The organism is Curtobacterium sp. PhB137 (genome assembly GCF_003814955.1).
Taxonomy (GTDB): Bacteria; Actinomycetota; Actinomycetes; order Actinomycetales; family Microbacteriaceae; genus Curtobacterium.
This window is the reverse complement of sequence record NZ_RKQO01000005.1, coordinates 76,095-90,174: the sequence shown is the minus strand read 5'-3', so window position 1 is coordinate 90,174 and position 14,080 is coordinate 76,095. Positions and strand designations below refer to the sequence as shown.

General features: G+C 69.9%; 15 protein-coding genes. 1 reads left to right on the top strand and 14 read right to left on the bottom strand.

Going from position 1 to position 14,080, the window contains the following annotated elements:
* Positions 1-81 precede the first annotated feature (81 nt).
* From EDF28_RS07095 to EDF28_RS07070, 6 genes are all read right to left on the bottom strand, one after another.
* Positions 82-1,026, bottom strand: a complete 945-nt coding sequence (locus EDF28_RS07095) for a phosphatidate cytidylyltransferase (protein ID WP_123294841.1) — start codon at positions 1,024-1,026, stop codon at positions 82-84.
* Positions 1,027-1,091: 65 nt separating this feature from the next.
* Positions 1,092-1,646: a ribosome recycling factor gene (gene frr / locus EDF28_RS07090; protein ID WP_111086089.1), complete on the bottom strand. Its 555-nt coding sequence runs from the start codon at positions 1,644-1,646 to the stop codon at positions 1,092-1,094.
* 47 nt (positions 1,647-1,693) lie between these two features.
* The gene (gene pyrH, locus EDF28_RS07085; protein ID WP_111086088.1) at positions 1,694-2,413 is read right to left on the bottom strand and encodes a UMP kinase; all 720 of its coding nucleotides are present in this window, start codon (positions 2,411-2,413) and stop codon (positions 1,694-1,696) included.
* 126 nt (positions 2,414-2,539) lie between these two features.
* Positions 2,540-3,367 carry a translation elongation factor Ts gene (tsf, locus tag EDF28_RS07080; RefSeq protein ID WP_111086087.1) on the bottom strand — a complete coding sequence of 276 codons (828 nt, stop codon included), beginning with the start codon at positions 3,365-3,367 and terminating at the stop codon, positions 2,540-2,542.
* An 82-nt stretch (positions 3,368-3,449) separates the two neighbouring features.
* A complete protein-coding gene (gene rpsB / locus EDF28_RS07075; protein WP_111086086.1) occupies positions 3,450-4,376 on the bottom strand; it encodes a 30S ribosomal protein S2 in 927 nt (308 codons plus the stop codon).
* Between the two features lie 312 nt (positions 4,377-4,688).
* Complete coding sequence (locus EDF28_RS07070; RefSeq protein ID WP_235035896.1) at positions 4,689-6,131, bottom strand: sugar porter family MFS transporter; 1,443 nt, start codon at positions 6,129-6,131, stop codon at positions 4,689-4,691.
* A gap of 349 nt (positions 6,132-6,480) precedes the next feature.
* On the opposite strand from EDF28_RS07070, the gene EDF28_RS19195 reads away from it, so the two are divergent.
* Entirely contained in the window at positions 6,481-7,071 is a 591-nt protein-coding gene (locus tag EDF28_RS19195) for a murein hydrolase activator EnvC (RefSeq protein WP_185094172.1), read from the top strand.
* A gap of 192 nt (positions 7,072-7,263) precedes the next feature.
* On the opposite strand, the gene EDF28_RS07060 is transcribed toward EDF28_RS19195, so the two are convergent.
* The 8 genes from EDF28_RS07060 to lepB form a co-directional block, all read right to left on the bottom strand.
* Positions 7,264-8,202, bottom strand: a complete 939-nt coding sequence (locus tag EDF28_RS07060; protein WP_123937694.1) for a tyrosine recombinase XerC — start codon at positions 8,200-8,202, stop codon at positions 7,264-7,266.
* A gap of 25 nt (positions 8,203-8,227) precedes the next feature.
* Positions 8,228-9,475, bottom strand: coding sequence for a DNA-processing protein DprA (dprA, locus tag EDF28_RS07055; protein WP_185094171.1), 1,248 nt, complete (start codon positions 9,473-9,475; stop codon positions 8,228-8,230).
* A complete protein-coding gene (locus tag EDF28_RS07050) occupies positions 9,472-10,995 on the bottom strand; it encodes a YifB family Mg chelatase-like AAA ATPase (protein ID WP_123937692.1) in 1,524 nt (507 codons plus the stop codon). Before EDF28_RS07050 ends, dprA begins: the two co-directional genes overlap by 4 nt.
* A complete protein-coding gene (locus EDF28_RS07045; RefSeq protein WP_123294793.1) occupies positions 10,992-11,381 on the bottom strand; it encodes a YraN family protein in 390 nt (129 codons plus the stop codon). The genes EDF28_RS07050 and EDF28_RS07045 overlap by 4 nt, the downstream gene beginning before the upstream one ends.
* A gap of 152 nt (positions 11,382-11,533) precedes the next feature.
* Positions 11,534-11,881: an Lsr2 family protein gene (locus EDF28_RS07040; protein WP_111086073.1), complete on the bottom strand. Its 348-nt coding sequence runs from the start codon at positions 11,879-11,881 to the stop codon at positions 11,534-11,536.
* A 105-nt stretch (positions 11,882-11,986) separates the two neighbouring features.
* On the bottom strand, positions 11,987-12,310 hold the full coding sequence (locus EDF28_RS07035) for a DUF2469 family protein (protein WP_111086072.1): 324 nt from the start codon (positions 12,308-12,310) through the stop codon (positions 11,987-11,989).
* A 238-nt stretch (positions 12,311-12,548) separates the two neighbouring features.
* Complete coding sequence (locus EDF28_RS07030) at positions 12,549-13,247, bottom strand: ribonuclease HII (RefSeq protein ID WP_123937691.1); 699 nt, start codon at positions 13,245-13,247, stop codon at positions 12,549-12,551.
* On the bottom strand, positions 13,244-13,987 hold the full coding sequence (lepB, locus tag EDF28_RS07025; RefSeq protein ID WP_111086070.1) for a signal peptidase I: 744 nt from the start codon (positions 13,985-13,987) through the stop codon (positions 13,244-13,246). Before lepB ends, EDF28_RS07030 begins: the two co-directional genes overlap by 4 nt.
* Between the last annotated feature and the right edge of the window lie 93 nt (positions 13,988-14,080).

Sequence of the window (14,080 nt, the reverse complement as noted above, 5' to 3'; positions counted from 1 at the left end):
CTGCCAGTCCCGACCCGTGGCACAACCTGGACGCGCTGAGGGCGGCGCTCAGGGTGGGCCGACGAGGTCGATCGAGGTCGGTCAGTGGTTGACGATCAGGTACAGCACGTAGGCGACGGCAGCCGACGGCAGGATGCTGTCGATGCGGTCGAGCAGTCCGCCGTGCCCGGGCAGGAAGGACGAGATGTCCTTGATGCCGAGGTCGCGCTTGATCATCGACTCGGTGAGGTCACCCAGGGTCGCGGACCCGGAGATCAGCACGCCGAGCACGACGCCGGTCCACCACGGCAGGCCGAGCATGAGCCAGGCGACCAGGATGCCGACGATGATGCTCGCTGCGACCGATCCGGCGAAGCCCTCCCACGTCTTCTTCGGGCTGATCCGCGGCGCCATCGGGTGCTTGCCGAGGTTCAACCCGGTGGCGTAGGCACCGGTGTCGACAGCGACGACGACCAGGATGAAGCCGATCACCCACAGGTTGCCCTGCGACTGCGCGGAGAGCAGGACGACACAGGCGCCGAGCAGCGAGATGTACGCCTGCACGAACAGGCCGTTCGTGACGTCGCGGAACACGTCGCCGGCCGACGGCTTCTGCCGCGAGAGCGCGACCTCGACCAGACGCCAGAGGCTGATCAGGACGATGCCACCGAGCAGCGTGAAGAGTGCCGCGACCTGCCCGAGCAGGAACGCCGCCGGCACGATCGCGATCGCGACGGCGACGCTCGGGATCCGCGGGACGTCCCGGCCGGCGAAGCGCATGGCGCTCGTGAGCTCGTAGACGCCCACGCCGAGCAGGAACGCCGCCACGACCATGAACGACGGCGGCCAGATGAGGAGCGTGCCGAGCATGACCACGGCGAACGCGAGCGCGATGCCGATCGCCGCCGGCAGGTTGCGCCCGGTGCGCGCCGTCAGGGCCTCGTTGCGCGCACCGAAGTCGGCCTTGCGCTGCCGGAGCTGCGCCTCGAAGTCGGTGCGGGCCGCTCGGGCACGCGCATCGAAGTCCTGGCGGAGCCCCTTCTTCACGGGCCCGGTGTGGTCGGGTCCGTGCTCTGCTGTGGGGCGTTCACCGCCCTGGTCCGGGCGGCGCATCAGACCTCGAGGAGTTCGGCTTCCTTCTTCTTCAGCGACTCGTCGATCTGGTCGACGTGCTTCTTCGTCAGGGCCTCGAGGTCCTTGTCACCGCGCGAGATCTCGTCGTCCGAGATCTCACCCTTGAGTGCGTCGAGGTCGTCCTTGGCCTTGCGGCGGATGTTCCGGATGACGACCTTGTGGTCCTCGCCCTTCGTCCGCACCAGCTTGACGAACTCCTTGCGGCGGTCCTTGGTGAGCTCCGGGATCGTCACGCGGACGATGTCGCCGTCGTTCGTCGGGCTGGCGCCGAGGTTCGGGAACGTCGCGATGGCGCGCTCGATCTCCTTGAGCGCCGTCTTGTCGTACGGCGTCACGATGAGCGTGCGGGCCTCGGGCGTCTGCAGCGACGCGAGCTGCGCGAGCGGCGTCGGCGTGCCGTAGTACTCGACCGGGATCTTCTGGAAGAGCGCCGCGTTGATGCGGCCGGTGCGGACGGTCGAGAAGTCGTCCTTGGCGACCTCGACAGCCTTCGCCATCTTCTCGGTGGCTTCGGTCAGGACATCACTGATCACGGTGTTACTCCTTCGGTACTGGCGTCGAGTCTAGTCAGCGGTGCGGGTCAGTTGCTGACCACCGTGCCGATGCGCTCGCCACGGATGGCGGCCTGGACGTTGCCGTCGCCCTCCATGCCGAAGACGTGCATCGGCATGCCGTTGTCCATGCAGAGCGAGAACGCGGTGGCGTCGACGACCTTCAGGCCCTTCAGGAGCGCGTCCTGGTAGGTCACGTGGTGCAGCTTCTCGGCCGTGGCGTCCTTCTTCGGGTCCGCCGTGTACACGCCGTCGACACCGTTCTTGGCGACGAGGACCTCGTCGGCCTTGATCTCGAGTGCTCGCTGCGCGGCCACCGTGTCGGTCGAGAAGTACGGCAGACCGGCGCCGGCGCCGAAGATGACGACGCGGCCCTTCTCGAGGTGCCGCTCGGCGCGCCGCGGGATGTACGGCTCGGCGACCTGGGTCATCGCGATGGCCGACTGCACGCGTGTCGCGGCCCCGGCCTGCTCGAGGAAGTCCTGCAGCGCCAGCGCGTTCATCACGGTGCCGAGCATGCCCATGTAGTCGGCACGGCCGCGGTCCATCCCGCGCTGCGAGAGCTCGGCGCCGCGGAAGAAGTTGCCCCCGCCGACGACGATCGCGATCTCGACCTCGCGCGCGGCGACGGCGATCTCCTTGGCGATGGCCCCGATCACGTCGGGGTTCACGCCGAGCGATCCGGCCCCGAAGGCCTCTCCCGACAGCTTCAGCAGTACGCGGCGTCGTCCGGTCTTCTCGTCGGTCATCTGATCGCACCCTTCGTCGTGGTCTCGTGGAAATGTACTCGCGGATGTGTCGCGTGTGTGTCGCGCCCGGAGGCGCGAAAAACGGGGCCAGGAACCTGGTTGGTTCCTGACCCCGTCACGGGTTCGTTACGCGCCGACCTTGACGCGGGCGAAGCCCTGGATCGTGATGCCGGCGTTCTCGGCGGCCTTCGCGACGGAGATCTTGTTGTCCTTCGCGTAGTCCTGGTCGAGGAGCGACACCTGCTTGATGTAGGCGTTCACCCGACCCTCGACGATCTTCGGGAGCGCAGCCTCGGGCTTGCCCTCCTCGCGCGTGATCGCCTCGACGGTCGCACGCTCCTTGGCGATCTCGTCGGCCGGGACCTCGTCGCGGGTCAGGTACGTCGGGTTCGCGAACGCGACGTGCTGGGCGATCGAGCGGGCCTCGGCAGCGTTGTCACCCTCGTACGCGATGACGACGGCGATCTGCGGCGGCAGGTCCTGGCTGGTCTTGTGCAGGTAGATCTCGAAGGCCGAGCCCTCGACACGGCGGACCGTGCGGACCTCGAGCTTCTCGCCCAGTGCGGCGGCCGACTCGTTGACGACCTCGAGGACGGTCTTGCCGTCGACGGGGGCGGCGTTCGCGGCGGCGACGTCAGCTGCACCGGCGGCCGCGACGGCCCCGAGCACCTTGTCGGCCAGCGTCGTGAACTTCTCGTTCTTCGCGACGAAGTCGGTCTCGCTCGCGAGCTCGACGACCGTGGCGGCGCCGTTCTCGGAGCTCGCGACGACGACGCCCTCGGAGGTGGCACGGTCGTCGCGCTTGGCGACGGCCTTCGCACCCTTGATGCGGAGCAGCTCGACGGCCTTGTCGTAGTCGCCGTCGGCCTCGACGAGCGCGTTCTTCGCGTCCATCATGCCGGCGCCGAGGTCCTCGCGGAGCTTCTTCACGTCAGCAGCGGTGAAGTTTGCCATTGACTGTCCTTTCTGGACGGTACGTGTGTGGAGAGTGGTGACGCAGGCGCCGGACCCGATCGGGTCCGGCGCCTGCGACAGGTCACTCGGCGGGGGTGGTCTCCGCGGCTGCCTCGGCCTCGGCCGTCGGCTCCGCGTTCTTCGCGTCGTCGGCGATCGGCTCGCCGATCTCCTTCGCGGCGACCTGCGCGTCAGCGTTGTTCTCCTCGACGGTCGCACCCTCGGGAGCGGCGTCGGCGGACGGCGTCGCGGCGTCGCCACCGAGGAGCTCCTGCTCCCACTCGGCGAGGGGCTCTGCGGCCTCTTCGTCGTCGCCACCGTTGTGGCGGGTCTTCAGGCCCTCGGCCGCGGCGTCGGCGACGATGCGGGTGAGGAGACCGACGGAGCGGATCGCGTCGTCGTTGCCCGGGATCGGGTACGTGATCTCGTCGGGGTCGCAGTTGGTGTCGAGGATGCCGATGATCGGGATACCGAGCTTCTGCGCCTCGTCGACGGCGAGGTGCTCCTTCTTGGTGTCGACGATCCAGAGCGCGCTCGGGGTCCGCGTGAGGTTGCGGATACCACCGAGGGTCTTGTGGAGCTTGTCCAGCTCGCGCTTCTTGATGAGGAGCTCCTTCTTGGTGAAGCCCTTCGTCGTGTCGTCGAAGTCGATCTCCTCGAGCTCCTTCATGCGCGCGAGGCGCTTGGAGACCGTCTGGAAGTTCGTGAGCAGACCGCCGAGCCAACGCTGGTTGACGTACGGCTGGCCGACGCGGGTCGCCTGCTCGGCGATGGAGCCCTGCGCCTGCTTCTTGGTGCCCACGAAGAGGATCGTGCCACCGTGCGCGACCGTCTCCTTGACGAAGTCGTACGCGCGGTCGATGAAGGCCAGCGACTGCTGCAGGTCGATGATGTGGATGCCCGAGCGCTCGGCGAGGATGAAGCGCTTCACCTTCGGGTTCCACCGACGGGTCTGGTGTCCGAAGTGGACGCCGCTGTCGAGCAGCTGGCGGATGGTGACGACGGCCATGTGCCGTCCTCCTTCTGTGTTCTCGGAGCGCAGCTGTGCTGTGCCCCTGTTGCGGTTGTGTCGAGCACGACCGGAGGTCGTGATCCCTGGTGTCCTGGCACGCGACCGCCCGCTCGTGAGAGCGGGACCGGTGGTCGGGTGCCGGGTCGGAGACGGCGAACCGTTGACGACCCTGTGGACACGCGAAGTCAGCGCGCATCAGCGCACTGCTGGAGAAATGCTAGCAGACAGGAGGCCCGGATCACGCGCGCCGACCGGCTGACGTGATCCGGGCCTCCTGTCCGGTGTTCTGGGTGTCTCAGACGCGTCTGATCACGCCTTCGCGTTCACCGTGTCGCCCTCGGCGGAGATGCCCATCTCCTCGAGCGAGCGACCCTTGGTCTCCGGGATCTTCGCGATGACGAAGAAGAACGAGATCAGCGCGAACAGCGCGTAGATGCCGTACGTGACCGTCAGGTTGAAGCCGGACAGCACCGGGAAGGTGATCGTGACGATGAAGTTCGCCACCCAGTTGGCGGCCGAGCCGATGCCGAGCGCTGTGGCGCGGATGCGGTTCGGGAACATCTCGCCGAGCAGCACCCACATGAGCGGACCCCACGTCGCACCGAACGACACGACGAACAGGTTCGCGAAGATGAGGGCGATGACGCCCCACGCGCCGGGGAGGCTCGGGTTGCCGTCCACGATCGTCGACTGCGAGAACGCGATCGCGACCATCGCCAGCGACACGAACATGCCGGCGGAACCGGTGACGAGCAGCGGCTTCCGACCGACCTTGTCGACCAGGAAGATCGCGATGAACGTGACCGCGACGTTGACCACCGACGTGATCGTCGAGATGAGGAACGAGTCGCTCTCCTTGAACCCGACGGCCTGCCAGAGCGTCGTCGAGTAGTAGAAGATCACGTTGATGCCGACGAACTGCTGCAGGACGGCCAGGATGATGCCGACCCAGACGATGGGCTGCAGGCCGAAGCGGTTGCCCCGGATGGAGCCCTTCTTCTCGTTGGCTTCCTTCTTGATGCCGTCCTGGATCTCCTCCAGGCTCGTGTTCACCGTGTCGCGCGGGACGATCTTCGTCATGACCGCGCGGGCGTCTTCCGTCCGCCCCTTGGCGAGCAGGTACCGCGGCGACTCCGGCAGCGTGATCGCGAGGATGCCGTAGACCACCGACGGGATCACGCCGACCAGGAACATCCAACGCCAGGCCGGCAGGCCGAAGACCTCGGCGGACGCGCTGCCTGCCGTGACGGCGAAGAACTGGTCGGAGAGCAGCGCGGCGAAGATACCGAGCGTGATCGCGAGCTGCTGGAACGAGGCCAGGCGCCCGCGGATCGCCTTCGGCGACACCTCGGAGATGTACGCCGGCGCGATCACCGAGGCCGTACCGATGCCGAGGCCGCCGACGAGACGCCACAGGACGAAGTCCCACGTGGCGAACGCGAAGCCGGAGCCGATCGAGCTCACCAGGAACAGCACCGCGGCCCAGAACATCACCCGGGTGCGGCCCCAGCGGTCAGCGAGTCGACCGGCGAAGTAGGCGCCGAACGCACAGCCGATGAGCGCGGACGCGACGGCGAAGCCGCTCGCCGCCTCGGACAGGCCGAACTCGCCCTTGATGGCCTCGACGGCGCCGTTGATGACCGACGAGTCGAAGCCGAAGAGGAAACCGCCCACCGCTGCTGCGATGGCGAACGCGGTGACCTTCCCCTTGAACGCACGGTCCTCGCCGTGCCCGGTGGCTGTGTTGGACACGATGCTCCTGGGTTCTGCCGGCCGTGCTGCTGTGGGCACGGTGCCCCGGCGGTCGGCTCGTTCGCCGTCCGTGCGGCGTTGCGTGGTCCGGAGCGGCCCCGACTGTACTCCTCGTGGTGGATGTGGTCATAACCGGGTGCGCTCGGTGCGCGGGGCGGGGCGGTCGGGTCGGGTCGGGTCGGGGAGGGTGTCGCCTCGACTCGGAACGACACCGTCGATGTCGTGCGACATCGAGGACGTCGTTCGTTGCGGTCGCGTCGTCCCTCCACAGGCCGGGAGGCCCGCCCCACCCTCCACGGACCGCCTCACCTCGGTCGTGTGGCCGGTCCGTGGCGGACAGAGTGACGGCATGCTCCTGTTCCCCGGCTCCGGCACTCGGCTCCCTCCGGTCGCCGCGATGGTGGTGGTGATCGGGATGCTCGGGGCGTTCTGGACGGCCACCGCGTCGTTGCCCGGACCCGTGCCCGCGCCGGAGGACCTGCGCGACCACCGGTATGGCACGGCGGCGACTCGTGCTGCCGAACCGTGGATCTGGCCGACCGGAACGCGGGTGGTCGAGCGCGGGTGGGAGCCACCGTCCGACGACTACGCCGCCGGTCACCGCGGGCTCGACGTCCCGGCACCGCTCGGCACGACTGCGGCGGCGGTCGACGACGGCACGGTGGCGTTCGCCGGACCCGTTGGCGGCAGGAGCGTCGTGACGATCGACCACGGCGGCGGGCTCGTCAGCACCCTCGACTCGGTGCAGCCGCTCGTCGCTGCCGGGGACGACGTCCGACAGGGTGATCCGGTCGGCCGGGTGTCCGTGGGGCACTGCCCGGCCTCGGCACCGTGTCTGCACCTCGGCGCGCGGGTCGACGGCCGCTACGTGGACCCGACGTCGTACCTTCCCGTGGCCGAGTGGCCCGTGCTGTTGCCGGAGTCCGCCTGGCCGGGGTGAGCGACGGCGACGAGCGGTGGGCTACGGGCGACGGGCGACTTCCACGTGCGACGTCACACGGTCGCACGGTCGCGCCGTTCCAACGTTCCGACGCCGCGCAGCCGCACGAGTGCGCGGCGCCGGTCCGGCGGTCGCTCGGCGCCGGTCCGACGGTCGCTCGCGGGGCACGGCGCCGGTCCGGCGGTCGCGCCGTCAGGCGCGCGGGTGGGCCGTCCGGTAGACCTCGCGCAGCCGTGCTGAGGACACGTGCGTGTAGATCTGCGTCGTCCCGAGGCTCGCGTGCCCGAGCAGTTCCTGGACCGCCCGCAGGTCCGCTCCCCCGTCGAGCAGGTGCGTCGCCGCGGTGTGCCGGAAGGTGTGCGGTCCGCTCGGCCCTTCGCCGGGAAGGTCCCCGAGCAGGCGAGCCACCACGCGGTACGCACTTCGCACCCCGAGCCGGCCACCCTGGTCACCGAGGAACAGTGCCGTGCTCGGCGCGTCGGCCCGTGCCGCGAAGGTCGGACGCCCCCGCGACGTCCACGCCTCGAGTGCGTCACGGGCCGGGACGCCGAACGGCACGACCCGCTCCTTCCCGCCCTTCCCGAGCACGCGGACCGTGAGCCGCCCGCGATCGACGTCGGCGACGTCGATGCCGACGAGCTCGCTCACCCGGATGGCCGCGGCGTACAGCAGCTCCACGAGCGCGAGGTCCCGCAGCGCACCGGGATCGTCGGTCGCTGCACGGGCCGCGAGGCCGTCGAGCAGCCCGCGGACCTGGTCGGCCGACACCACCCGCGGCAGGTGTGAGCCGCCCTTCGGTGCACGGAGCCGCACGCCGGCGTCCGTCGCGGTCACCCCGGTCTCGCTCGCCCACCGGGTGAAGGCCCGCACCGACGACGACCGGCGGGCGATCGTCGACCGTGCGAGCCCCCGCTGGTCGGCTTCCCACAACCAGTCACGGAGGAGTTCGAGGTCGACCCCGTCGATGCCGACGACGCCGCGTCGCGCGGCGAACTCGACGAACTGGTCGAGGTCGTTCGCGTACGCGCGGAGCGTCTGCTCGCTGAGTCCCCTGGCGTGTCGAGCGTGCCCGAGGAACGAGTCGACCGCTGCCACGAGTCGCTCTTCCTTCTGCTCTGCTCGGTCCGCCACGTCGTCAGCGTACGGCTGGCCGACGTCAAGCGCGGCCCCACCCGCCGCTGCTGTGCGCCACGAGCCCCTGCAACTGCGCGAGCGCGAGGGCGTCCGCCACCGCCGCTCCGGACAGCCCGGACCGTCGAGCGATCTCGGCCTCTGGCAGGGCACGACGGCCGAGCGCGTCGAGGACCCGGACGACCTCGGGATCGCGCTGGACCGACACGAGGGGTTCGTCCGCCGCCGCGGTCGCACCGGATGCGGCCACGGGACGCATCGCGGCGACCGGGTCCCCCGGGTGCACGACGAGCTGCGCCCGGCCCTGCGCCACGAGCCGGTGGCACCCGACCGACGCCGAGGACGCGAACGCTCCCGGGACGGCGAACACCGGGCGACCGAGCTGCCCGGCGTGGTGCGCGGTGTTGAGCGCACCGGACCGCGCACCGGCCTCCACGACGACCGCAGCATCGGCGAGGGCGGCGATCAACCGGTTCCGGGCCAGGAAGCGCCATCGGGTCGGGCGGGTCCCCGGCGCCGACTCCGCCACCAGGGTGCCCTGCCGAGCGACGTTGTGGAGCAGCTGGACGTTGCCGGCGGGGTAGAGCTGGTCGATCCCCCCGGCCAGGACCGCGATCGTCGGGGCCCCTGCGGCGATCGCCACCCGGTGTGCGACCGCGTCGATCCCGTAGGCGCCGCCGCTGACGATCGTGCAGCCGGCGTCCGCGGCGGACGAGGTGATCTCGGCGGCTGCTTCGGCCCCGGCGATGGTGTTCGCCCGCGACCCGACCACGGCCAGGGCGGGTGCCCCGTCGCCGACACCCGCCATGGCGCTGCGAGTCCAGAGCACGAGTGGGGCGTGGGGGCCGAGGTCGTCGATCGCCGTCGGCCACCCAGCGGACCCGGGCACGAGCAGTCGTGCCCCGACGGCTTCGGCCGAGGCGACGACGTCGGCCACGTCGGACCGGACCAAGCGCGGTCGCCACCGGTCGATGGCCGTGTGCAGGACACCGGCGAACGCATCGGGATCCTCCGCACCGGGTACGCCGGCCTCCACACACCCGTCGAGCAGATCCTCGAACGCACCGTCGGCTGCCAGCAGGACCGAGCCGAGGGCGCGCTCCGACCCGAGGGCCGCCATGAGCTCACCGGCGACGGAGTCCCCGGGCTCCACGATCACGGACCACGCGACCCGAGCGGCGGTCTGGACCGGGTCCGACGCCCCGTCAGTCCCGAGGACCCGCCGGATCGCGGCGAGCAGTTCGCTGCCGTGGCCGGGCCCCACGCCGCTCACAGCGCGCTCCGCAGGGCTAGAGCACCCCGGACGTGTGCTCTGCTCGGACGGTCGACCGCTTCGAGGTCGGCGAGGGTCCACGCGAGCCGCATCACCCGGTCCCATCCCCGCATGGTCAAGGTGCCGAGGTCGAGCGCCCGGTCGAGCTCGGTGGTCGAACCGGGTTCGATCCGACCGTCCGCCCGCAGCCAGGCTCCGGTGACCTCGGCGTTCTTCGTCCACCCGGTGTCCCGGAGGCGTTCGGCCATCCGAGCGCGGGCCGCAGCGACGCCGGCGCGGGCCTCGGCCGTCGTCGGCGTGCTCCCGTCGGTACCACGCATCTTCCCGGTCGTCACCCGGGGCACGAGCACCCGGATGTCCATCCGGTCGAGCAGCGGTCCGGACATCCGCCCGAGGTAGCGCCGGACCGCACTCGGCGGACACTCACACGGTTGGCCGTGCGCTCCGCCGGCGTTGCCACACGGGCAGGGATTGGCAGCGAGCACGACCTGGCACCGCGCGGGGAACTCGGCGGCGCCCGCAGCCCGGTGGATGGTGATCCGACCGGACTCGAGCGGCTGGCGGAGCGCGTCGAGCACCGCACGGGGGAACTCCGGTGCTTCGTCGAGGAACAGGATGCCGCCGGTCGCCCGCGACACTGCTCCGGGTCGCAGCACACCGGAGCCGCCGCCGATCAGGGAGATCGCCGACGCGGAGTGGTGCGGGGCCTCCCACGGGGGCTTCGTGCTCCACGACGCCGGCCCGAGTCCGGCGACGGACCGGACGGCGGCGACCTCGAGCGCGGTCGCGTCGTCGAGGTCGGGCAGGAGCCCGGGCAGGCGCTCCGCGAGCATCGTCTTGCCGGCACCGGGTGGACCGAGCAGGAGCACATGGTGCCCACCGGCCGCCGCGGCGACGACGGCGCGCACCCCGATCGGGTTCCCGACGACATCCGCCAGTTCGGCCACCGGGCGTTGGACCGAGGGCACCGGCACCGGCAGCACCGCGTCGACCTCGACCGGCGGCAGCAGCGCGCCGGCGTCGATCGCAGCCGCACGGAGTGAGTCGACCCCGGTGGTGCGCACGCCGTCGACCACGCGGGCCTCGGGCAGGTTGCCGATCGGCAGCACGACTCGGTCGGCCCCGGCGTCGCGGGCGGCGAGCAACATCGGGATGACTCCGGCGACCGGTCGGACCCGACCGTCCAGACCGAGCTCCCCGATGTAGACGATCCGCTCACTGACGTCGGGTGCGAGTCCGGCGCCGGCGAGCACGGCCATCGCGATCGCCAGGTCGAACCCGGAACCCCGTTTCGGGATCGCCGCGGGCGTGAGGTTCACCGTGATCCGACGAGCCGGCAACGGACACCCGGCGTTCGCAGCGGCGGCACGGACTCGCTCGCGCGCCTCGCCGAGCGAAGTGTCCGGCAGTCCGATGATGCTGAAGGCGGGCAGCTGGCTGGTCAGGTGGGCCTCGACCTCGATCCGGCGCCCGGTCACGCCGAGCAGGGCGACGGCCGCAGCACGGCCGATGCCCGTCACAGCACACCCGCCACGTGTTGCACGGCCGTCCGCGGGCCGTCGACGTGGACCGCGACCACGTCGATGCGGATAGCGCGTGCCGACACCTCCGGATGGGCGTCGAACCACTCGGCCACGAGTCGTCGCATCCGCGTGAGCTTCGTCGCCGTGATCGCCTCGAACGGATGCCCCGTCGTCGTACCGGATCGCGTCTTCACCTCGATGAACGCGAGTGTGCAGGAATCCCACGCGACGATGTCGATCTCGCCCCGGGCGCACCGCCAATTCCGCTCGAGGACCCGGAAACCCCGTTCGTGCAACCACGCCACGGCCTGGTCCTCGCCGAACCGCCCCAGGCGGCCGTTCCGGAGTGTTCGTCCAGGGCGATCGTGCAGCTTCTGTTCCATGTCATTGCCTCCACGGCAACGATCGCGGGAACGGCAGCGAGGATGTGCACCGACGAAGACTCTGTGGAATCAGACGACGACGATCGCCCTTGGGGAGGAATGACGAAGGACCCGGGTGATCGCGATCATCCGGGTCCTTCGTCGACAGCGGCTCAGTGTGCGGCTGCGTACGCTTCCTGCACCTGGGTCGAGATACGACCACGGGTCGAGACCTCGTAGCCGTTCTCCTTCGCCCACTCGCGGATCTTGCCGAGCTCTTCGGAGTTGCCACGCTTCGGGGCCGACTTCGGCGCCGTGCTGCCGGTGCGACGACCGGAGACCTTGCGCGCTGCGGCGATGTAGTCGGAGATCGCTTCGCGGAACTTGTCGACGTTGTCGTTCGTCAGGTCGATCTCGTACGACGAGCCGTCGAAACCGAATTCGACCGTGCGACCTTCACCGGTGGTGATGGGGGAATCGTCGAGGTCGTCGACGAGCTGGACGGTGACCTTCTGTGCCATGCGCGGCTCCTGTTCATTGGACGGGAAATCCCGACCAGAATAGCGCGTGGAATTCCGGCACGTCACCGATCACCGGCGATTCACCGAATGCACCGGAATTGACGATCACTCGTCGAGTGCGAGTTCCTTCGGCAGTTCGAGTTCTCGCGATGTCAGTTCTTCGACATTCACGTCCTTGAACGTGAGGACGCGGACGCCCTTGACGAACCGGTCGGAACGGTAGACGTCCCACACCCAGACGTCGTTCATCGTCAGTTCGAAGTAGAAATCGTGTTCGGTGTCCCGGCGCACGAGTTCGACCTCGTTCGCCAGGTAGAAACGCCGCTCGGTCTCGACCACGTAGCGGAACTGCGACACGACGTCGCGGTACTCGCGGTACAGGGCCAGCTCGACCTCGCGGTCGTAGTCGTCGAATTCGTCCTCATCCATTGCGCCCACAGTCTACGGCGGCAGCCGCACCAGTGCGCGACAGCAGCTCGAGGGATGCACCCGAAGACGGAAGTGCGAGCAAGCTCGGCGTCCGCTCCCGATCCGAGCCCACCGAGGTTCCACAACACGCCGTGTGCGCTCCGCTGAGGTTCCGCTGCTGCACCGGGCATGGGCCGAGATGCCGAGATTTCGGAACCTCGCGCGCCACAGGCACGGCAGGGCGGGCGACCGCAGCGCGTCAGCTGACGAGCGCGTCGAAGCCCTCGAGTGACACGCTCGACGCCTGGTGCAGCCATGACTTGCGGTGCAGTGCGTGTGCTCCGACCGCGCGGATGGCGTCGTAGTGCGCGGTCGAGCCGTAGCCCTTGTTCGACGCCCAGGCGTAGTGCGGTGCCTCGTCGTGGGCCGCGATCATCAGGGCGTCCCGCGCGACCTTCGCCACAATCGACGCCGCGGCGACCGAGGCGCAGTCCCGGTCGGCCTTGACCTGCACGACGACCTCGAGCGGGTCCGTCGTCGGACGGAGCGAAGCGGGGACGGCACGGGTCAGCCAGTCGAAGGACCCGTCCAGCACGACGACCGCGCCGTCGAGCGACAGGCCACCGGCGACCAGCGACTCGAGCGCCTGCGCCCCTGCGGCTCCGAGCGCCGGGACGATCCCCTGCCGGTCGACGTACTCGGCGGACGCCATGCCGACGGCGGTGCGCGCCCACCGGGTCACCACGGGGACCAGGTCCGTCCGGCGGGTGGCGGACAGCAGCTTCGAGTCGGCCAGACCCTGCGGGACCCGCCCGACGTCGATCGTCACGGCCGCGACGCCCACGCCGACGGGACCGGCGATCGCACCGCGTCCGACCTCGTCCATCCCGATGACCGTGACACGGCCTTCGGCCAGCAGCCGCTTCTCGACGCGGAGGGAGGGGCGGACGGGGGTCACTGGTCGCGCTCCTCCACCCCGGCGAACACCTCGGGGTGGTCGTCGAGCCACGTCCAGCGGCTCGTCGGCCAGGAGATCACGAAGGCGCGGCCGGTCACGTCGGACAACGGCACGAACCCCTTCGACGGCGTGTCCCCGTTGTAGCGGGAGTCCTTGGAGTCGTTGCGGTTGTCGCCCATCACCCAGATGGTGCCCTTCGGCACGGTGACGGAGAAGTCGGTCGCTGAAGCAGGGGCGCCGGCCGGCAGCTTGAGGTACGGCTCCTTGATCGGGACGCCGTTCACCGACATCTGCCCGAGGTCGTTGCAGCAGGAGACCTTGTCCCCTGGCAGACCGATCACACGCTTGATGAGGTGGTCGTCGCTGTCGCCCGTCCCGAGGCCGATCTGCGTGAGGACCCAGTCGATCGCCTTGGCGGGCTGGGTGTCCGGCGTGACGCTCGGCACCTCGGACCCGGCGAGCCATCCACCCGGGTCCTTGAACACCACGACGTCGCCGCGTTTCAGTGCCACGACACCCGGGACGAGTTCGTTGACGATCACGCGGTCGTTGATCTGCAGCGTGTTCTCCATCGACGCCGACGGGATGTAGAACGAGCGGATCAGGAACGTCTTGACCAAGAACGACACGAGCAGCGCCGCGATGAAGATGATGACGAGGTCGCGGAGGAATGTGAGGATCCCGTTGCGCTGCTTCTCGGGCCGGGGCCTGCGCCCGGATTCCTCAGTCGTGTCCGTCATTTCCGCTCTCGTTCACACCGTGCCCGCCCGGGTTCAGCGGGCGCAAAGGGAAAGCCCCCCGTCGATGCACAACCGTACATCGGCGAGGGGCCA